18 protein-coding genes and 1 pseudogene are annotated in these 20445 nt (G+C 60.3%); 14 read left to right on the top strand and 5 right to left on the bottom strand.

Features of this window, described 5'->3' with window-relative positions; genetic code table 11:
- The first annotated feature begins 53 nt into the window (after window positions 1–53).
- The 4 genes from FHX16_RS30090 (at window position 54) to FHX16_RS30075 (ending at window position 4706) form a co-directional block, all read left to right on the top strand.
- A complete protein-coding gene (locus FHX16_RS30090; protein ID WP_259131968.1) occupies window positions 54–941 on the top strand; it encodes a proline/glycine betaine ABC transporter permease in 888 nt (295 codons plus the stop codon).
- A complete protein-coding gene (locus tag FHX16_RS30085) occupies window positions 934–2013 on the top strand; it encodes a glycine betaine/L-proline ABC transporter ATP-binding protein (protein WP_259131967.1) in 1080 nt (359 codons plus the stop codon). Before FHX16_RS30090 ends, FHX16_RS30085 begins: the two co-directional genes overlap by 8 nt.
- Window positions 2014–2044: 31 nt before the next feature.
- Window positions 2045–3037 carry an MDR family oxidoreductase gene (locus FHX16_RS30080; RefSeq protein WP_259131965.1) on the top strand — a complete coding sequence of 331 codons (993 nt, stop codon included), beginning with the start codon at window positions 2045–2047 and terminating at the stop codon, window positions 3035–3037.
- A 664-nt stretch (window positions 3038–3701) separates the two neighbouring features.
- A complete protein-coding gene (locus FHX16_RS30075) occupies window positions 3702–4706 on the top strand; it encodes an LLM class oxidoreductase (protein WP_183758565.1) in 1005 nt (334 codons plus the stop codon).
- 193 nt (window positions 4707–4899) lie between these two features.
- Here FHX16_RS30075 and FHX16_RS31750 read toward each other — a convergent pair whose 3' ends face one another.
- On the bottom strand, window positions 4900–5106 hold the full coding sequence (locus tag FHX16_RS31750; protein WP_405049343.1) for a response regulator: 207 nt from the start codon (window positions 5104–5106) through the stop codon (window positions 4900–4902).
- 76 nt (window positions 5107–5182) lie between these two features.
- Between FHX16_RS31750 and FHX16_RS30070 the strand changes: the two are divergent.
- Window positions 5183–6108: pseudogene (locus FHX16_RS30070) on the top strand (IS630 family transposase); the annotation flags it as partial.
- On the opposite strand, the gene FHX16_RS30065 reads toward FHX16_RS30070, so the two are convergent.
- Window positions 6074–6535: a DUF1931 family protein gene (locus FHX16_RS30065; RefSeq protein WP_183758566.1), complete on the bottom strand. Its 462-nt coding sequence runs from the start codon at window positions 6533–6535 to the stop codon at window positions 6074–6076. The pseudogene FHX16_RS30070 and the gene FHX16_RS30065 sit on opposite strands and share 35 nt — an antisense overlap.
- 151 nt (window positions 6536–6686) lie before the next feature.
- A complete protein-coding gene (gene trxC / locus FHX16_RS30060; protein ID WP_210281058.1) occupies window positions 6687–7166 on the bottom strand; it encodes a thioredoxin TrxC in 480 nt (159 codons plus the stop codon).
- Between the two features lie 510 nt (window positions 7167–7676).
- Between trxC and FHX16_RS30055 the strand changes: the two genes are divergently transcribed.
- The 4 genes from FHX16_RS30055 to FHX16_RS30040 all read left to right on the top strand — a co-directional run bounded on the left by FHX16_RS30055 (window position 7677) and on the right by FHX16_RS30040 (window position 12447).
- A complete protein-coding gene (locus FHX16_RS30055; RefSeq protein WP_183758568.1) occupies window positions 7677–8888 on the top strand; it encodes an alkene reductase in 1212 nt (403 codons plus the stop codon).
- A 563-nt stretch (window positions 8889–9451) separates the two neighbouring features.
- Entirely contained in the window at window positions 9452–10813 is a 1362-nt protein-coding gene (locus FHX16_RS30050; RefSeq protein WP_183864692.1) for a PQQ-dependent sugar dehydrogenase, read from the top strand.
- Between the two features lie 806 nt (window positions 10814–11619).
- Window positions 11620–11919 carry a DUF1778 domain-containing protein gene (locus tag FHX16_RS30045; RefSeq protein ID WP_183864693.1) on the top strand — a complete coding sequence of 100 codons (300 nt, stop codon included), beginning with the start codon at window positions 11620–11622 and terminating at the stop codon, window positions 11917–11919.
- Window positions 11920–11922: 3 nt separating this feature from the next.
- Window positions 11923–12447, top strand: a complete 525-nt coding sequence (locus FHX16_RS30040; protein WP_183864694.1) for a GNAT family N-acetyltransferase — start codon at window positions 11923–11925, stop codon at window positions 12445–12447.
- A gap of 314 nt (window positions 12448–12761) precedes the next feature.
- On the opposite strand, the gene FHX16_RS30035 is transcribed toward FHX16_RS30040, so the two are convergent.
- On the bottom strand, window positions 12762–12986 hold the full coding sequence (locus FHX16_RS30035) for a hypothetical protein (protein ID WP_183864695.1): 225 nt from the start codon (window positions 12984–12986) through the stop codon (window positions 12762–12764).
- 923 nt (window positions 12987–13909) lie between these two features.
- Window positions 13910–14896: a D-erythronate dehydrogenase gene (gene denD, locus FHX16_RS30030; protein WP_183758358.1), complete on the bottom strand. Its 987-nt coding sequence runs from the start codon at window positions 14894–14896 to the stop codon at window positions 13910–13912.
- A 195-nt stretch (window positions 14897–15091) separates the two neighbouring features.
- On the opposite strand from denD, the gene FHX16_RS30025 reads away from it, so the two are divergent.
- The 5 genes from FHX16_RS30025 (at window position 15092) to FHX16_RS30005 (ending at window position 20420) form a co-directional block, all read left to right on the top strand.
- Window positions 15092–16513 (top strand): FAD-binding oxidoreductase, encoded by a 1422-nt coding sequence (locus FHX16_RS30025; RefSeq protein ID WP_183758480.1) that lies wholly within the window; start codon window positions 15092–15094, stop codon window positions 16511–16513.
- A 39-nt stretch (window positions 16514–16552) separates the two neighbouring features.
- Complete coding sequence (locus FHX16_RS30020; RefSeq protein WP_183864696.1) at window positions 16553–17269, top strand: FadR/GntR family transcriptional regulator; 717 nt, start codon at window positions 16553–16555, stop codon at window positions 17267–17269.
- A gap of 160 nt (window positions 17270–17429) precedes the next feature.
- On the top strand, window positions 17430–18590 hold the full coding sequence (locus FHX16_RS30015) for a fumarylacetoacetate hydrolase family protein (protein ID WP_183758362.1): 1161 nt from the start codon (window positions 17430–17432) through the stop codon (window positions 18588–18590).
- 19 nt (window positions 18591–18609) lie between these two features.
- Entirely contained in the window at window positions 18610–19143 is a 534-nt protein-coding gene (locus tag FHX16_RS30010) for a TRAP transporter small permease (RefSeq protein WP_183758364.1), read from the top strand.
- The gene (locus FHX16_RS30005) at window positions 19143–20420 is read left to right on the top strand and encodes a TRAP transporter large permease (protein ID WP_183758366.1); all 1278 of its coding nucleotides are present in this window, start codon (window positions 19143–19145) and stop codon (window positions 20418–20420) included. The genes FHX16_RS30010 and FHX16_RS30005 overlap by 1 nt, the downstream gene beginning before the upstream one ends.
- The last annotated feature ends 25 nt before the right edge of the window (window positions 20421–20445 follow it).

The following is a 20445-nucleotide window of genomic DNA, read 5'->3' as shown; positions in this document are numbered from 1 at the left end:
AAGACGCTGCAGCGCGTCCAGAATGCGCTAGCTGTTATCGAGGAGGATAGATTTTGGATTGGCTGTTTAGCTTTCCGCACATGGATGACGCGTCTCTGCGTGATCTCAAGAAGGCAATCGACGAAGGCTTCCGCGGGTTCACGCGGGCCTATGGCGATGGTCTTGAAGCAGTTTTCGAGCCGCTGCAGCACTTTCTGATCTGGTCCGAGCGCTTCATGACCAAGACGCCCTGGCCGATCATCCTGGTATTGATCGCCGCCGTCGCGTGGTTCGCCAGCCGCAATTGGAAGATCGTCGCGGGAACGGTCGTGACACTGCTGCTCATCGGTTATTTCGACATGTGGGACGACACGATGAAGACGGTCTCGATGATCTTCGTCTGTACGGTGCTCTCGATCGTCGTCGGTATTCCCAGCGGTATCGCCATGTCGCGCTCCGACCGGGTGCAGAACGTCATCAACCCGATCCTAGACGTCATGCAGACCATGCCGAGCTTCGTCTATCTTATCCCGGTCGTCATGCTGCTCGGCATCGGCAAGGTGCCCGGCCTCATCGCCGTGGTCATCTACGCCATCCCGCCGATGATCCGCCTCACCAATCTCGGCATCCGCCTCGTCGACAAGGATGTGCTGGAGGCGGCCGATGCCTTCGGTTCGTCGAACTGGCAGAAGCTGAAGAACGTGCAGATGCCGCTGGCGCTGCCCACCATCATGGCCGGCATCAACCAGACGATCATGATGGCGCTCGCCATGGTGGTCATCGCCTCGATGATCGGCGTGCAGGGCTTGGGCCAGCCGGTTCTGAAGGCGATCTCCAACCAGTATTTCACGCTCGGCATCTTCAACGGCCTTGCCATCGTCGGCATCGCGATCATCTTCGACCGCGTCAGCCAGGCCTTCGGCGTGCGCCTTCAAAAGCACCGGGAGGTGGTCCATGGGTAACAAGAAAATTGGCGGCTTCGGCATCGAAATCAAAAAGCTCTACAAAATCTTCGGTCCAAATGGCGCCGACTGCGTAAAGCTCGTTGAGCAGGGTGTTACGAAGGCGGAACTGAACGAAAAACATGGTCATGTTCTTGGCCTGAGAGACATCAACATCTCCATGCCTGCGGGTGGCATTCAGGTGATCATGGGCCTTTCCGGATCGGGAAAGTCCACGCTTATTCGCCACATCAATCGCCTTATCGATCCGACGTCTGGTGAAGTCGTCATCGGTGAAGAGGATGTGGTCAAGATGGACGATGCGCAATTGCGTGAGTTCCGTCGGCATCAGACGGCAATGGTGTTCCAGAAGTTTGCGCTTCTCCCGCACCGCACCGTCCTCGAAAACACCCTCTATGGCTTGGAGATACAAGGGGCGCCACGGAACCGGCAGGTCGACTGCGCCATGCGATGGATCGAGCGGGTCGGGCTGAAAGGTTTTGAGAGCAAATATCCCAATCAGTTGTCCGGCGGCATGCAACAGCGCGTCGGTCTTGCCCGTGCGCTGGCGAACGATGCGCCGATCCTGCTGATGGACGAAGCGTTTTCCGCACTGGACCCGCTCATTCGCGTCGATATGCAGACCGTGCTCCTCGACCTGCAGAAGGAGATCAAGAAGACGATCGTCTTCATCACCCATGATCTGGACGAGGCGCTGAGGCTCGGGGACGGCATTGCGATCTTGCGGGATGGGGAAGTCGTGCAGCAGGGGACGCCGCAGGATATCGTGATGAACCCGGCCGACGACTACATCGCAAGCTTCGTCCGGGAAGTGAACCGCGCGCGGGTCATCAAAGTTGAGACTGTCGCCACCGCGCCGAACGGCTCGTCCGGCGAGCTGAAGATTTCGGTGCCGGCCGGCGCGACGCTGGAGGAAGCGGCAAGAGCAATGACGCTGGCCGGGGCAAGCGAGATCGCCGTCGTCGATGGCGACGGTCAGGTCACAGGTGTGCTGACGCTTCCCCAGGCGGTTCATGCCATGGTCAATGCGCAAGTCGTCTACTCGACATCCGACGCCAAGAAAGTTGCGTAGGAAAAAAGAAATCCAGAAATGGGAGCCTCAGATGTTTGACGCCGTCTTGATCAGAAAGTCCGACAGCGGGCAGGAAGCCGGTGTTTCCAAGGTCGAGACCGCGCAACTGCCACAAGGCGACGTGTTGGTGGACGTCGCGTGGTCGACCCTGAACTACAAGGATGCCTTAGCGATCACCGGCGCCTCGCCGGTCGTTCGCAGCTTCCCTATGGTGCCGGGGATCGATTTTGCGGGTGTCGTGGCTGAAAATTCCCATTCCGACTTTAAGCCGGGCGATCGGGTCGTGCTGAACGGCTGGGGCGTTGGAGAGCGGCATTGGGGTGGGCTGGCGGTCAGGGCGCGCGTAAGGGGAGATTGGCTCGTGCCTTTGCCAGAAGGGGTCAGTCTGCGGAACGCCATGGCGATAGGGACGGCCGGCTACACCGCGATGTTGTGCGTTATGGCGCTCGAGCGCAACGGTGTGCTGCCGGACAGCGGAGAGGTGGTGGTAACCGGCGCGGCCGGTGGTGTCGGCAGTATTGCAACCATGCTTCTGGCCTCACGCGGCAATAGCGTTGCTGCCGTTACAGGGCGGATGACCGAAGCGGATTATCTCACCGGCCTCGGTGCCACCTCTATCATTGACCGGGCTGAGTTCACACAGGTCGGCCGGCCCTTGGCCAAGGAGCGTTGGGCAGGAGCCATCGACGTGGCAGGCGGAGTGGTGCTGGCCAATGTACTGGCTTCGATGCGCTATCGCGGTGTCGTCGCCGCATGCGGACTAGCTGGTGGGATGGAACTCCCCACGACCGTCGCGCCCTTCATCTTGCGCGCTGTGACGTTGGTCGGGATCGACAGCGTTTTGTGTCCCAAACCCCAGAGACTGGCCGCCTGGCAACGACTGGCGCAGGAACTCGATATGGCGAAACTCGATGGAATGACAACGGAGGTCCACCTCTCTGACATTGTGTCAATGGCACCTAAATTCCTTGATGGTCAGGTGCGGGGCCGCATACTTGTGCCAATCAACCTGCAGGTTGGTTGATGTAGCCTTAGATTTTACTGTCGGCTAGGAAGCCTGGCGCAGGCAATAGCAGCGCGCATCTCCGCGCGGCGTCCTTGCGAGCAAAGGCAGCATCCAACTTCCGGAGGCGAAGGCGCTTGCATAGAGCCGCAGTTGTTGTGACCATATGGTGCCGATGCGACGGCAGTCGGACGACCGGGTCGCCTGCGCGCCAAGCGCGGATGGTGCTTATTCGGTTCGCGCCAAAGGAGGCAATCCTCGCGCCGCCTTGCTGGTAGGCTGCGGACTGAACAATCAAGAAGAGAATGTCCATTATTTGGGCAACTTCTCCCCGGTCGATGGCTGGAGAGACTATGCGTCCTATGTTCGACTATCCACGAAGCATAGCCCTAATACGTGGAGAATCGTTATGGTTGAACCAGCGTTTTCGCAACCGGAGACCGATGCTCCCCCCGACAATGGACTTGAGGCTTTGATCCAGCTCCTCTTCGAGGGCGAACGAACTTGATTGCGGGATTGCGGCACCGTGGATGGGCGCCGCACCCGATACAGAGATCACGGTAAATCGCCGAATTTGGAGAAATAAAGCATGGCCCGGCTTGTCTGGCACAGCTTCCCCTCTCGCTCCGTGAAAAATTGACCGTTGTCATGGCCGCGATGTGCTCTTCGTCCAGAATGAGGCATCATGCTAAAAGCCAAAAAAGATGCGTCCATCAGCGATTCCGCCGGCTTCCGGGGCATGTTCTCGCTTGGCCGGCTATCGCTCGGAGTGTTCTTCCCTATCGAGGCTTTCGAGAGGGACGAGCCCAGCATCCGCGATCAACCGCGTCTTGCCCGGCGCGCCGAGGAACTCGGCTTTGCCGGCCTTTGGACACGAGACGTGCCTCTGAGAGATCCGAATTTCGGAGATCTGGGACAGATCCACGATCCGTGGGTGTGGCTGGGCTGGATCGCTGCGCATACCTCGACGATCGCGCTTGCGACCGGATCGATCATTCTCCCCTTGCGCCACCCGCTCCATACTGCAAAGGCGTCCGCATCGGTCGATCAACTGACGGGCGGGCGATTCGTCCTCGGCGTCGCATCCGGCGATCGCCCCGTTGAGTTTCCGGCATTCGGTGTCGACTGGCACCAGCGCGACGTCCTCTTTCGCGAGAACCTGTCGACGATCCGCAGGGTGCTCATGGAGGAATTTCCAAGCGTCCAGTCGAGCTATGGCGCCTTGATGGGAACGGCGGACCTCGTGCCCAAACCCGTCTCTCGCCTGCCGATCCTGATCACCGGTTCGAGCCGCCAGAGTTTTGAGTGGATCGCCGAGCATGCGGACGGCTGGATCACCTATCCACGCGACCTCGCACGGCAGGCGGAGCTGGTCGCGAAATGGCGCGCAGCGGTGGAGGTCATGTCGCCTGGTGTGTTCAAGCCCTTCGTGCAGTCGCTCTATGTCGACCTGGCCGACGAGCCGGCCGAGCCGCCTCGGCCAATTCATCTCGGATTCCGAGCCGGCCGCAACTTCATGCTCGACTTCCTGAACGAACTCGCCAGCGCTGGCGTCAATCACGTCATCCTCAACCTCAAATATGGTCGGCGCGATGCGGGCGAGGTGCTGGAGGAGATCGGCCGGGAGGTCCTCCCGCACCTGGGCAAAGGTGTGGGGACGCCCCCTCTCGAGGCGGCTACTGCAAACTAGGTCGTGTACTCACAAGACCCAGCCTAACGTCCGCGTCAATCCAGGAGCGACTGAATCGCTCTAACGCCCGAAATGACGCGATGGGCCAACAACTGACATCGGAAGCTCACCTACTTTAGTGCAGCTTCGATGGCGTTAACCAAGTCGTTTTCCGTGAAGGGTTTCAAGATTATTCGCCAGTCCTTCAGTTCCTTCAGGGGGCCTCGATCGCTATAGCCGGGAGGATGACTGGCAAAGTTGGCCGCATCGCGCGTATCGCTTTCGCAAGCTCACCGCCGCTCATTTCCGGCATCGCGAAGTCCGCGAGAACGACATCTATTTCTTGATCCCTTGCGAGCAGCCGGAGCGCTTCATTGGCGCTCTCCGCTGACGCCGTTGCATATCCGAGAGCCTCGAGCAGGAGTTGATTGATGGTTGGCAGGCAAGCAGGCCTCGTCGTTCTGAGCGACGCGGATAGAAATTTCCTGTAATCTCAGGTGCGCCGGCATAAAGCGCCGCGCTCCTTGTCGGATCGATGCCGGATGGTCTTGTTGTGCGCGCAGGATCTGCAAAGCAAAGACGTTGCCGAGCGTCTCGGAGTCCACGAGCATACGGTTGGCAAGTGGCGCCGCCGGTTCCTACAAGATGGTATTGAAGGGCTGACAGATGAATATCGTGCCGGTCGACCACGAACTGTCTCTGATGCCCAGGTTGCTCAGGTCGTCGAGCGTACATTGAACACCACTCCCAAGGATGCCACGCACTGGTCCATCCGTTCGATGGCAGCCTCCAGTGGACTTTCGCATACCACCATCCGTCGGATCCGGATAGCATTTGGCCTGCAGCCGCATCGTGCCGGGACATTCAAGCTTTCCTCTGATCTGCTCTTCGTCGATAAGGTGCAGGACATCGTCGGACTTTACATGTCGCCTCCGGACCGGGCGGTCGTGCTTTGCGTGGATGAGAAGTCACAAATCCAAGCCCTGGATCGCGAGCAGCCTGTGCTGCCTATGGCGCCGGGCGTCGCCGAACGGCGCACTCATACCTATGTCCGCAATGGCACGACCGCCCTGTTCGCGCTCGACGTCGCGACTGGCGCCGTGATCGGTCATTGCTACAAGCGTCACCGAGCGACCGAATTCCCCGACTTTTTGAAGCGGATTGACGCCGAAATGCCCAATGGGCCGGACGTGCATCTGGTGATGGACAACTATGCCACCCACAAGACACCAAGGGTCAAGGCATGGCTCGCGCGCCGCCCAGACTGGCATGTTCACTTCACGCCAACGTCGGCATCCTGGATCAATCAGGTCGAGCGATGGTTCGCAGAGCTGACGCGAAAACAGTACACCGTTCCACTGCAGAACTTGAGGCCGACATCGACGCTTTCATCGAAACCCACAACGACAATCCCACCCCATATATCGCACGCAACCAGGGGCAACGGCCATTAGTGCAGCAGGTCGAACAGGCGCCCTGGTGGTCGGATTCCTGAGATTCGGGTCGATGATCCTGAAGGTCTCCGCAAGGGCGAGGCATAGTCCCCCGGCAATCTCGGAGAACCGTGCCTGGGTCTCGTCGCCGATCGTAAGATCGCTCGGCGGCAACCCGATCTGCCCGGACAGGTAATTCGTCAGGTGCAACTCCGCATTGATCAGCCGGAAGCGGTGGATCGTCTCCTGGAGCCCCTTGGTGATCGGGAGATCCCAGGGCTCGACCACGTCGCGACTGTTGGCCTTGGCGTTTGCCTCGCCGCGAACAACAAGGTCCGTGACTTTCCGACGAACGAAAGTCTCAAGCTGCTCGAGGTCGCTCTTGTCGAGATCGAGATCGCCCGCCCGGGGAAACATCTTCTCTGCCTATGAATGGTCGCCATTGCGCACCTCACCTGCTGGACCGCCACTATGAGGCCATCTGCCCGATCGCGCCTTTACGCTCGTCAGGGCGACGCGCCGCCAATTGTTCGACGACCGCGCTGCCAGAGGCTATGCAAAGGCGCCCTCAAGCCCTGTTTAGCGCCTGCTCGACCCAATCGACGATCGCCGACGTCGGCATCGCGCCCGAGGTGCGAGCGATCTCTTGCCCTTTGCTAATCATGATCATGCTCGGAATGCTGCGAATGCCGTAGCGCCCGGCAATAGCGGGTTCCGCCTCGGTGTCGAGTTTGCCAAGCCGCACCCGCGGCTCCAGCCGCGGTGCCGCACTCTCGAAATTGGGAGTCATCATCCGGCACGGACCGCACCATTCCGCCCAGAAGTCGATCACGACCGGCAGGTCGCTCTTGAGCGCGTGCGAATCGAAGTTCGCGCCGTTGAGCTCGACGACTTTGCCAGCGAAGAGGGGGTTGTGACACCTCCCGCATTTCGGGTTGCGGTCGAGTTTTGCGCGGGGGACGCGGTTCACTGATGCATCGACCGGACAGGCGACGAACAGGATCTCGCCAGATGCTTCCGGCCGGCTATCGGTGGTCGATTGGGACATCGGCGTCTCCTTGATAGGGCGCGGCAGGTAGGGTGCAGTCGGAGCGGCGCGCTAGCTTTGGCTGATCTGCACGGGAAGGCGCCGCTTCACGCTTCGATCAGTGCGCCGATCCTGTGCGTACGGCGAATGTCGACCAACTCCTCGGCTTCGCCAACGGATTGGACCATTGCGTTGACAGGGACCGGCATCACCCCCTCACCGTCTCTGGGACCAGACGGATACAGCGCGGTTGTAACCGGCTGGCAACCCCATTGGGCCAACGATCTCCTGGGCCTTATAGCAAGCCAACGCCCATCCGTCATTGACGGGCGTCAGCAATCGAGCGCGACCGGATAGTCGCCGATTCTTCATGCATGGCATGAACGATCGTTGGCCGAGCGCCGTCGTCGGTCTCGGCAGCAAATCGTAAGCCGCACTGACGGGCGTCAGTTGAGGCGGATCGCTGTGCTCCTAACATTCCGCGATGAGGGTCCTGGAGACCTGGCAATTCCAATCTCTGAAGGATGGAATATGGACGAGGCAGCTACCATTAAACAATCCCCCGGTGCTACTCATGCGCCGGACACGGACGTGCTGTTCCAGCCGTACCGGCTTGGACCCTTCAACCTGCAGCATCGCATCGTCATGGCACCGCTGACGCGCTCGCGGGCGCGCCAGCCGGGCAATGTGCCGAGTTCCCTTGCCGCCTGCTACTACGCGCAGCGCGCATCCGCGGCGTTGATCGTGAGCGAGGCAACCCAGGTCTCGATGCAAGGACAGGGTTACGCCTGGACGCCCGGCATCCACAGTCGTGAGCAGGTAGAGGCATGGCAACGGGTCACCCAAGCGGTGCATCAGGCCGGCGGATTGATGTTCAACCAGCTTTGGCACGTCGGGCGTATTTCGCATCCCGCCCTGCAGCCCGACAACATGCTCCCCGCCGCCCCGTCCGCCATCGTGCCGGAAGGGACGGCCTTCATCGAGAACGAGCGCGGCGAAGGCGAGCTGGTCCCGTTCGTGCGACCGCGCGCTCTCGACATCGAAGAAATGCCCTACATCGTGGCGCAGTATGAACGCGCCGCCAGAAACGCTCAGGCCGCCGGCTTCGATGGCGTCGAGATCCACGCCGCCAACGGCTATCTGCTCGATCAGTTCATCGAGACCGGCACCAACCGACGTACCGACTTCTATGGCGGCCCGGTCGAGAACCGAGCGCGATTGCTGATCGAGATCGCCGAGGCCGTGATGCGGGTCTGGGGGCCGGATCGCATCGGAGTGCGGCTGTCGCCGATGGGCACGGCGAACGACATCCACGACGACCAACCGGAGGCAACCTTTGGCTATGTCGCTGAGCGCCTGAGCGACTTCCGCTTTGCCTATCTGCATATCGTCAACCCGGCCATGGAGCAGATGCAGCGCGGCGACGCTCCGGATCCACGGGCGCTGGGTATGGTCGAGACGATCAGGAAAAACTTCAAGGGAACCCTGATAGTGGCGGGCGGCTTCAAGCCCGACACCGCGGCGCAGTGGCTTCGCGAAGGCAAGGCCGACCTGATCGCGTTCGGCCGACAGTTCATCGCCAATCCCGACCTGGCGGAGCGTTTGCGCACCGGCGCGCCTCTCAATGCCGAAGATCCGACGACGTATTATGGCGGCGGCGAGAAGGGATACACAGACTATCCATCACTGGCTCAGGATCGAGGCGAACAACCGAAGGCGTGCGTCGACGAGCGGTGGCGGTAAGCCGCGACGGCTTTCTCTGGAGCGGCAGTTCCCGCGATCGTTCCGGCAAACCAGCTCCTTCGAAACGGAAAAAACCAGGGCTTTCCACTGTGCCTTGAGCACGCTGTGGGTGATATGGATCCGGTCCGCGAACTCCCATACGGGCCCGCAGCCTCCGGTGCTACATCAGAGACCGGACAGATGGCAGCCTCCGACCACGTGCCAAGCTTCAAGAAACCGCTTGCGTCTCATGGGGCGTCCACAGATGGGAAGCGGACTGTCGGCTTGAGAGGGTGTCAACCGCCTCGCGCCAATTGCGGTCACTGGCCGCGAAGGCCTCTCGACGACCTGTGCAACCTTTTGCGTGCCTCCGGAGAGATGCCTTGGGCGGGGCACTGAGCGTGATACAGGTGCTTCACGCCGAGGCGGACGCAGGTGGACGTTCACCGCGGCAGCGGCCCCGCTCGCCGGGCACCGGTGGCGGCCGGGACTTTTTCACCTGTTGACATCCGTCAGGGTCACCAACCGCTCACCATTGCAGTGTGGGGGGCGGGGGAGGCCATCCGCAGGAAAGGAGCATGCATATGTCTAGCGTTGCAAGGACGGTCATAGTCACGTTGACCTTATCTGCGGGTGTCGGCCTTGGGCATGGCATGGCGCAGGACAGCACCCAGGTTTTGACCGGCACGGACGCCTTCGGCAGCTGGGAGCAGGACAAGCCTGGCGTTCGCCGCCAGTTCACGGTTGAGGATATGCCCCAGCCCACCGCCAGCGACACGCAGAATTTTGGCGCGATCGTTCCGATCCCGGAAGGCGCCAAGCCTCTCGTGCCGGACGGTTTCACCGTCGAACCGGTCGCGCTGAATCTCAAGGGGCCGCGAGCCATACGCGTTGCCCCCAATGGCGACCTGTTTATCGCAGAAAGCATGTCGAACGATGTCAGGGTGCTGCGCCTGGCAAAAGACGGCACGACGGCAGAGCCGCAAGTCTTCGCCAGCGGGCTGAACAAACCTTTCGGCATAGCATTCTATCCGCCGGGCGCCGATCCGGAGTGGATCTACATTGCCAGTAGCGACAGCGTCATCCGCTACCCTTACAAGAGCGGTGACATCGAGGCGAAGGGCGAACCTGAAGTCATTGTTCCACGCATCCTGTGGACGCATCACTATACCCGCGACATCACCTTTACGCCCGACGGCAAGATCTTGCTGCTCTCGGTGGGGTCGGGATCAAATGTCGCGCTCGATATGTTTCCAGTCTCGTTCTTGGGGGGCATCGAAGCGGTCAACAAGAACCTGCCGCTCGGCGCGACCTGGGACACGGAGGAAGGGCGCGCCATGGTCCTGGCCTATGATCCGGAGGGCAAAAACCAGCAGGTCTATGCAACCGGGCTCCGCAATTGCGCAGGCATCGCCATCCAACCGGCAACGGGTAATCCCTGGTGCGTCGTCAATGAGCGCGACGGGCTGGGCGACGACACACCATTCGAATATGCCACCGCGGTGCAGCAGGGCGCGACCTATGGCTGGCCCTGGTACTATATCGGCGGACACGAGGACCCGCGTCACGCCGGCGCGCGTCCCGACCTCAAGGACAAGGTGACGATACCGGACGTGCTGATGCAGGCCCATTCGGCGCCACTGCAGATCGCCTTTTACGAGGGCGAGATGTTCCCGGCCGAATATAAGGGCAGCGCCTTCGTTGCGATGCATGGCTCCTGGAACCGCGGCAAGCGTACCGGTTACAAGGTTGTCCGCCTCTTGTTCGATGAGGCTGGCAAGCCAACCGGCGCCTATGAGGACTTCATGACTGGAATGGTGGCTTCGGATACCGATGTCTGGGGCCGCCCTGTCGGCGTCGCCGTCGGGCAGGATGGGTCGCTATTCGTCAGCGAGGACGGTAATGGCAGCATCTGGCGTATCGCTTACGGCGGGTTGGCAAAGTAAATGGTGTCCTCGGCCGCTAGAAGCCAATTTGGGGTGATCGTCATGAGCGAGGCGTGAACCCTAGGAATGCGCGGCCCGTCTCGCAACCCAAGCCAAGTTTAGCGCTCGGAGCATCCAGAACCCGTACAGTCGGATGCGATAGGGCTCACCAATCCACCCGGCAATTTGCCACAAAGGGTGCGTCGCCCACGGCTGCAGCAGATGCAAGTTGTTGGCGGCGAAGATGGGCAACCGGCACAGCTTTGCCCTCAAGTCGAGGCACGCAACTGCCACGTCGTTTCGCCGATGTGCGACCCTCGACTAGTGAGACTGCGGCAACCGTCGAATATCCGTCGACCGAGTGGGGTGTGTTGCTGTAGCAGGGGCGCGGACCTTAAATGTACCTCCTCAGGAATGGGGCAGTCCGGCCCTTCTCGCTAGCGGCCTGGACTGGAGTTCCGTTGGCGACCACCTGCCCCCCATCGTCGCCGGCTCCGGGCCCGAGGTCGATGCCCCAGTCACTCGTGGCAGCGACGTCCATGTCATGATTCAGGATGACTACGGTGTTTTCCGAACGGCAATCGCTTCGCGTGGGAGTTTCGCAAGGACGGTGGGGCCGTCGACTACTGGCCCACGGGCCCTCTCGTCCTCGACGATCACGAGCTTATCGTCCAAGCCATACAGGGTCTGTCGGTTTGGGCTATGTCTGGGAGCAGCGTGCCACGGTCGGCCTGGCGGATGGCAGCCAAGGCAGGTGAACAAGATTGATAGTATCGTATTGCATTTGGCGCTACAAGTCGCTATTTTCCTCGTAAAGGAGATAAGTCATGGCCGCCACTGTCGAACGCAAGGAATACCCGATCTCCATGCGCTTGCCAGAAGCAGACGTCGCAATGATCGATCGTGCAGCAAGCCTGCGCGGCCGCTCGCGAACCGATTTCGTGCGGGAGGCCGCCGTGCGCGCCGCCGAGGAAGTCGTTATGGAGCAGGGACTCATCCGCATGAGCCCGGAAGGCTTTGCCGATTTTATGGGTGTCTTGTCCCGACCGGCCGCTCCTGTTCCCGAGATGGTGGAACTGGCCAGGCGCCCCGCTCCGTGGGAAGCCGACTACAAGCCGAAGCAATAAGCCGTGGCTTTATCGGCTCCAGAACCGCTTACGGCGGCGCATAATGTTTCCGAATTCTCCTGCGGCAAGCCGACGCTCGATCATTGGCTAAAGACGCGTGCGCTTTCCAATCAGGAGAAAGGTTTCACGGCGGTTCTCGTCGTCCACAAGGCGGGGCGCGTCGTCGGATATTATGGCTTGGCGCCGACCGCTGTCGTTCCTGCGATCCTGCCGCGCTCAATCCGTAACGGGCAACCGCCCGATCCGGTTCCCTGTCTTCTCCTCGGCCAGCTTGCGACGGACACGGAATGGGCGGGAAGAGGTATCGGTACAGGTCTGGTGAAACATGCCCTTGAGCGATGCGTCCAGGCCGCTGCTCTGATCGGTGGCCGAGCGTTGATGGTCAACGCCGTCGATCACGAAGCGGCTCAGTTCTGGCAGCGCCGAGGTTTCACGCCCTCGAAGGACGACCCGCTCGTCCTGTTTTGCTCGATCGCTGCAATCGCCGCATCGCTGGCGGAGGCGCGGTCGCAAGGGCAGGGCAAATAATCTGAAGTTTCCCAATCCAGCCAATCGGGCAAAAGCCAATGAACGCATTTGATAAAGGACCACGAAGAGGCTGATCACGACGGTCGGGATGAGATCACGCACCATCGGCATCAACCGCTACTTGGCATGTTCGTCGGCGATGTTGCGTGCCTAGAAGATCAGCTTGCGGATGCTGGTCTCGGCATTGGCGGGATTGAACTATTGAACTGCGCCTTCAGCTTCGCCATATTCTCATGGAAATACTCGACCGGCGCTTGCGAGTGGGCGGGTTGCAGAACCAGCGTCTCCCGCGTGACTCCAGTTCGCCCAGTTGATCATCCAGGATGGCAAAGCCGCAGCCGGCCGTCGGCATGGCGGTCCTGAATGAGTTGCACGAGGCTCGCCTGTTTCGACTTGATCGCAACAAGCTCCGCGTTCAATGGGCCCTTGCGCGAAGGCAGGCTCTTCTGCTTGCCCACCTCATAGGCGGGCGTCTTCTCTGCGGATTCCGACGTGAAGCCGGCCGCCAATCCGATCAAAGACCGGCAAGTTTTCGGCACTGAAGATCACTCCCTGGGTCAGCAACTTTGATATCAAATACCTCACGATGAACGAGGGCATGTAGATGCCGGCAAAGAGAAGGCTGAGTATGAAACATTTGCAACCAATGCTGCGCCTTGCGGCAAGCGAAACCAGCTCGCGTGAGATTGCCGTCGTGTTGGGAATTGCGTGAAGCACGGTGCAGGATAATTTGCAGCGCGCGGCGGCGGTGGGGTTAAATTAACCCCATCCCCGGGACCTAACTGACGATGCGCTCGAGAGCAAACTGTTTGCTCGGAATGGCATCAAACGGGGCACGAGAAGGAGGATCGAGCCCAATGGCTCCGATCTTGCCATCGAGCTCAAGAAGCCCGGCGTTACCGAGCTCTCCTGCGGGAGGAGCATCGTGGGTCGCACTCGACGGTTACGGCTATAGCCGCTTTGTGAACTCCTGCGTGGTTTCCAACAGCGGCTTTCACCGACGATGCGCGAGGAGCATGCGGCCGGCGACAAGGTGTTCGTCGACTATCCGGCAAAAAGATCCCGATGTTGATCGCAAGGCCCGATCCGCGAGGCGGAGATCTTCGTGGCGGTGCTCGGTGCATCGAGCTTCACCTATGCGGAGGCGAGCTGGACGCAAACGCTCCCCGACTGGGTCGGCTCGCATGTCCGGATGTTTCGCGTCTTCGGCGGCGTTCCCCGGCTGATCGTTCCCGACAATCTGAAGCCAGGCGTCCGTCGTGCCAGCTTTTTCGATCCCGAGATCAACCGCAGCTATGGCGCGATGGCCTCTTATTACGGCCTCGGCGTACTTCCAGCACGGCTAAAACGTCCGCGGGATAGATCGAAGTGGAAAATGGAGTGCGTTCGCCCAGTCCGCTGTTTTGGGCGGGGCCGGTTCCGAGAAAGGGGATGTTTCGCCTCTGTTGTCCGGTTCCGGTTGTCATGGCAGCCTACCTCCAAGTTCGTCTTCGATATGGACCCTGATGATTTCGTCGAAGGATTTTTCGGCGGTAAAGCCGAGCGCAGTTGCCCGCTTTACCTCAAATCCCGGTGCCCAGCCGGCGCACATGCGCATGATCATCTCATCAGGCTCCCGCCGGATCAGCGCCACGGCCTTCTCGCCGGCAACGCGGCGCAGCGCCTTGATCTGCTCGCCGACAGTCGCGCTGAGCCCAGGCATGGACAGGTTGCGCCGCGGGCCAACCTTCTCGACATCGATCGCCGCGCCATGGATGAGGAAACCGACGGCGGACCGAGGCGACGCATGCCAGTGGCGCACATCATCCGGTACGGGCAGAACGGCTTCCTGACCGACGAGGGGCTCGCGCAGGATGTTTGAAAAGAAACCGGAAGCCGCCTTGTTCGCCTTTCCAGGGCGAATGCAGATGGTCGGCAGGCGAATTCCGATGCCTTCGAAAAAGCCACGTCTCGAATAGTCCGAAAGCAACAACTCGCAGATCGCCTTCTGCGTTCCGTAGCTGGTCAGCGGCGTGGTGTGGAATTCGTCCGAGATGGCATAGGGCAGGGGGGCGCCGAACACGGCGATCGAGGAGGTGAAGACGACGCGGGGTTTGTAGCCATCCTCACCATGGGCCAGGCGGATCGCGTCGAACAGGAACCGCGTGCCGTCGAGGTTGATGCGATAGCCCTTGTCGAAATCGAGTTCGGCTTCACCCGATACGATGGCGGCGAGGTGGAAAATCACATCTGGACGGAGAGCGACGAGCCGCGCCGCTTCTCGGGGAGTCGAGAGGTCTGCCGTTTCCATCGCCACCTTTCCGCCGAAGCCTTGCGGCGGTTCTGGCGTAACGACATCAACGAGTGTCATGCTCTCGATCGGGCGGCTGTCCAGTGTGCCGTCTTTGGCGAGCCTCTGCGCGAGTTTGCGCCCGACCATGCCGGCGGCGCCGATGATGAGAATGTGCAACTGTTTTTCCTCCCAGCCTACGGAACACCGATCCGATGAGAGACAGGCACCACAATAAAATATATTGTAAGGTTGTCTGATAACCTTATATCATTCGTTTGAAAACAGCATATTTACTGCAGTGCCGGGTCCATCGACAGGTTTTTCGGTGCGTGCAAAAAAGTGAGGAAAACCGTGAACGAAATTGACGCTGGCATGGGCTTCGACCGGCAAAGGCATGCCATCGATGCCCTGAACCGATCCCTCGGGGCCGATATGGTACTATCGGGCGAGGCGGTCGATAAATATTGCCGGGACTGGCATGGAGACGTGACGTCCAGCGCGGTCGCGGTGTTGCGCCCGCGCACGACCGAAGAGGTGTCCGCGGCCGTAAAGGCTTGCGTCGCACTCGGCCTGTCGATCATTCCGCAGGGCGGCAATACGGGGCTGGCCTTGGGAGCAATCCCCGATCGTCCGGAGGATCAGGTGGTGATTAGTCTCGAGCGGATGAGCAAAATCCGCCGCATTGACGCTGACGACTTCTCCGCTGTGGTGGAGGCCGGGTGCATCCTGTCGGAATTCAAGGATGCTGTCGCGCGGGAGGGCATGTTCTTCCCGCTGGCGCTTGGGGCACAAGGGTCCTGCCGGATCGGCGGCAATGTGTCGACCAATGCGGGCGGTATCAATGTATTGCGCTTCGGGATGACGCGAGAGCTGGTGCTTGGCCTTGAAGCGGTTCTGCCGGACGGTTCGATTCTCGACGGATTGTCGACACTTCGCAAGGATAATCGCGGCATCGATCTGAAGCAGATCTTTATCGGCGCGGAAGGGTTGTTCGGTATCATCACCGCCGTCGCCGTAAAATTGACGCCGGAACCGGATCAGGTCGCAACCGCGCTTCTCGGGCTCAATTCGCTCGAGGATGGGATCACGCTTTTCCGCCGCGCGCGTCGCGATTGCTGCGATCTGATGTCCGCCTTCGAGTTCATGCCGCCGCTTGCTTTCGTCCTCGCCCGCGAGGCAATTCCGGACCTTGCGATGCCAATATCCGGAGATTACCCCGCCTATGTGCTTATGGAGATATCCGGGTCTGGCCTTGTCGATATCTACGACCTCATGGAGCGGTTCCTGGGTGCCGTTATGGACGAAGGGCTTGTTCCGGACGGTGTGATTGCAAGCTCAAGGACGCAGGCGCGCAACCTTTGGCTTTTCCGTGAGGCAATGAACGAGGGGCAGGCGAAGCGCGGGCCACATCTGCGGACGGACGTCTCCGTCCCGCTTTCGCGCCTTTCCGACTTCGTGCGCGACGCCGAACAGGCAGTGGCCGCTGCGGTGCCGGACGGTGTTTGTGTCTCCTACGGTCATGTCGGCGATGGCAATGTGCATCTGAACGTGCTGCCGCCGGGCGGCCTGTCCCGCGCAGAGATGGAGGCGCGCATCCAGGATGCGAAGAAGGCGATCAATGCGGTCGTCGATACCTATCACGGTTCGATCAGCGCCGAGCACGGTATTGGCCGTCTGAAGAAGGCGGACTATGAGATGCGTATCCCTCCGATCCAACGAGGATTGGTTGCAGCATTGAAAAAGGCTGTCGATCCGCAAGGCGTGATGAATCCGGGTTGCCAACTGGATTTCTAGCGGCATTCATAGGCGGCAGTGTGTTAAGGCGAAAAAGGCATGTCACTGGATTTTGGACAGATCAGGCGCAACGAGCATCTTCCGGCGCGAATTGCCGCCCAGATTGCCCGCGAGATCACGGACGGCCGTATACCGCCGGGGAGCAAGCTGCCGACCGAACACTTCCTCGCCAGCAGTTTCGGCGTCAGCCGCTCGGTAGTACGCGAGGCGATTGCTCAGTTGCGCAACGAGGGTCTGGTTGAGACCAGACAGGGCGTTGGAGCCTTCGCAACCGAGATCAAGGCGCGCCAGTCGATCCGCATCGAGCAGGATGATCTTCATGACCGCGCGAGCTTCCGGGATCTGTTCCAGTTGCGCATGCCGCTGGAAATCGAAGCCGCCGGCCTTGCGGCAACGCATCATGTCGATAGCGATCTGACAAAGCTTGACGAAGCCTTGGCGAGCATGATGGGGGCGGACAAATGGACGGATCAGGGGATCGTTGCCGACCTGATCTTTCATCGTGTCATTGCAGCTTCGACCCGCAACGAATATTTTGCCCTGTTCGTCGGCTTCATAGCAGAGCGCATCAGTCTTGCCATCAACGCCGCGCGGGCCGCAGCAGTCCTTGAAGAAATTGTGGAACTGACGATTGCCGAGCATGTGGCGATCCGCGATGCCATTGCTAGCCGCGACCCAAAACGTGCGCGCGAGGCGATGAAGCGGCATTTGCTCGGCGCGGCCAGTCGGCTGGATCTCACCCTTGAGGCGGATTGAAATCTTCCGGCGCTGCCCGCTTGCCGTTTTTATCAGGTGATTTTCGGCGCTGGACAGCGCACGGAAGTATGACTACAAAACAGGTCCATCATTGTCAGACATCCTGACAATCGGGCAAGATGACGGGAGATCATCGTGTCGTGGCTGTGAGGAGGTTTGCTTGGGTTCGACTACGTCACTTCGAGCTTCGGATATTCTGCCTACAGATGCCGCTGATGCGCTGCTTGTTGGTCGCGTCTGGTCGAATACGGCTGGCGGCCCTTGCCCAGCCTTAGTGCGGGGCGAGCGGCTCCTCGACCTGTCCTCGGTTTCCGTCACTGTTTCCGAACTGCTTGAAAAGGAGGATTTCGCCGGCGAATTGGAGGCGGCGGGAGAGCTTCCCGATCTCGGGTCGATCGATGATTTTCTGTCGGGTCAGGCTGGTCAATTACTGGCTCCGATCGATCTGCAGGCGATCAAGGCGGCCGGGGTCACGTTTGCCGACAGCATGCTTGAACGTGTGATCGAAGAGCAGGCGAAGGGAGATGCGTCCCGCGCGTCGGATATCCGCGGGCGTCTCGCGCCAGTTCTGGGCGACAGCCTTAGGGGTCTCGTCGCCGGTTCCGAGCAGGCTGCACGAGTGAAGGAACTTCTCCAGGAGATGAACCTCTGGTCGCAGTACCTTGAGGTGGGCATCGGGCCGGATGCCGAAATCTTTACCAAGTCGCAACCCATGTCGGCAGTCGGCTGCGCTTCACTGGTCGGGATCCATCCGATCTCGCAATGGAACAATCCCGAGCCGGAAGTGGTCCTCGTCCTCAGGTCCTCCGGCGAAATCGTCGGCGCCACGCTCGGAAACGATGTTAATCTTCGCGATATCGAAGGACGCTCGGCGCTGTTGCTCGGCAAGGCGAAGGACAACAACGCCTCGTGTTCCATCGGCCCTTTCATTCGCCTCTTCGATGACAAGTTCACGCTGGAAGAACTCGGCAAAGTCCGCGTTGCCTTGTCCGTCGAGGGCAAGGACGGTTTCCGAATGACAGGCGAGAGCCCAATGGAGGCGATAAGCCGCAGGCCCTCCGACCTTGCCCGTCAGTTGCTCAATCGCAATCACCAGTATCCCGACGGCGCTGTACTTTTCCTCGGCACCATGTTCGCTCCCGTGAAGGATCGGCGCGGGGCAGGGCAGGGATTTACGCATGAAATCGGCGACCGGGTGGAAATTGCGACACCGTTGCTTGGCCGTCTGGTAAACTGGGTCGATCGTAGTGATGCTTGCCCCGAATGGACCTTCGGCGTGGCTGCGCTGATGAAAAACCTGGCCAAGCGTGGCCTGTTGTAACGCAGACTGGGAGTAAAGCGTGCAGAAGGTAGTCGACCATTTCTACAAGGCTCTCGAATTCTTACTGATCATCCTGCTTTCGGGCATGGCGATCATGGTCTTCGTGAACGTCATCATGCGCTATACGTTAAACTCCGGCCTGACGGTCTCGGACGAACTCGCACGCTACTTCTTCATCTGGCTGACTTTCATTGGCGCCGTCGTGACGTTCCGGGAACATGGGCATCTTGGCGTCGAAACCCTCGTTGCGCTGCTGGGCCGCAAGGGGCGCATCCTTTGCATGATCCTGAGCAATCTGGTGATCATCGCCTGTGCGGCTATCTTCTTCTGGGGTACGTGGAAGCAACTGCCGATCAACTGGAGCATGAAGGCCCCGGTGACCGGCCTCTCCATGGGCTTCGTCTACGGCAGTGGCTTCTTTACCGGCTTCTGTTGCGCCGTCATCGCGCTGGAGCGCCTTTTCCGCCTGATCACGGGCCGTGTGACGCAGGAGGAAATCGAAGCGTTTGTGGGCGAGAATCTGACGATCGAACAGATGGCGGAGCGGACCTGATGACGCTTTTAGTTTTCGTCGCTTCACTGATTGGTGCCATGGCCATCGGGGTGCCGGTCGCATTCTCGCTGATGTTCTGCGGCGTTGTTCTCATGTGGTACATGGGAATGTTCAATACGCAGATCATCGCGCAGAACATGATTGCCGGCGCCGATACATTCACGTTGCTGGCTATCCCGTTCTTCATTCTGGCAGGAGAGCTGATGAATGCCGGCGGCCTGTCGCGGCGCATCATCGATTTCGCCATTGCCTGCGTGGGGCATATCCGCGGCGGCCTGGGCATCGTCGCGATCGTTGCGGCGCTGATCATGGCCAGCATTTCCGGTTCGGCGGCGGCCGATACTGCTGCGCTCGCGGCCATTCTCATTCCGATGATGGCAAAGGCGGGCTATAACGTTCCACGCTCAGCCGGCCTCATTGCCGCAGGTGGCATCATCGCGCCCGTCATCCCCCCGTCGATGGCTTTCATCGTGTTCGGCGTTGCCGCCAACGTCTCGATCACGCAGCTCTTCATGGCCGGTATCGTGCCGGGCCTGATGATGGGCCTTGCCTTGGTCGTGACATGGCTGATGGTCGTGCGCAAAGACAATGTCCAGCCATTGCCGCGTGTGTCGGGTGCGGAGCGCATTCGGGCAACCGGTCGCGCTCTGTGGGCGCTCGGCATGCCTGTCATCATCCTTGGCGGCATCAAGGCGGGCGTGGTGACGCCGACGGAAGCTGCCGTAGTCGCCGCAGCCTATGCGCTCTTCGTCGGCATGGTGATTTACCGGGAGCTCACGCCCAAGGAGCTTCCACGGGTTATCCTTCAGGCGGCCAAGACCACCTCCGTCATCATGTTCCTTGTCTGCGCGGCGCTCGTTTCCGCATGGTTAATCACAGCCGCCAATATTCCGGCGGAAATTACCGGCCTCATAGAGCCGCTGATCGACCGTCCGACCTTGCTGATGTTCGTGATCATGATCCTGGTGCTGATCGTGGGCACAGCCTTGGACCTGACGCCGACCATCCTGATCCTGACGCCGGTCCTGATGCCGATCATCAAGCAGGCAGGCATCGATCCGGTCTACTTCGGCGTTCTTTTTATCATGAACAACTGCATTGGTCTTCTGACGCCGCCGGTAGGGGTCGTTCTCAACGTTGTCAGCGGCGTCGGCCGCGTTCCCCTGGGCAAGGTTACGGTTGGAGTCTGGCCGTTCCTGCTCACCCAAACGCTCGTACTTCTGCTCCTGGTCCTGTTTCCAGACCTGGTTATCGTACCGGCTCGCTGGCTGCACTGAAGCCGGCTGGTCACTTCTGTTTCCA

This window comes from Rhizobium sp. BK661, from assembly GCF_024808825.1.
In the GTDB taxonomy this organism is placed as follows: domain Bacteria; phylum Pseudomonadota; class Alphaproteobacteria; order Rhizobiales; family Rhizobiaceae; genus Rhizobium.
This window is presented reverse-complemented; position numbering and strand designations above follow the sequence as displayed.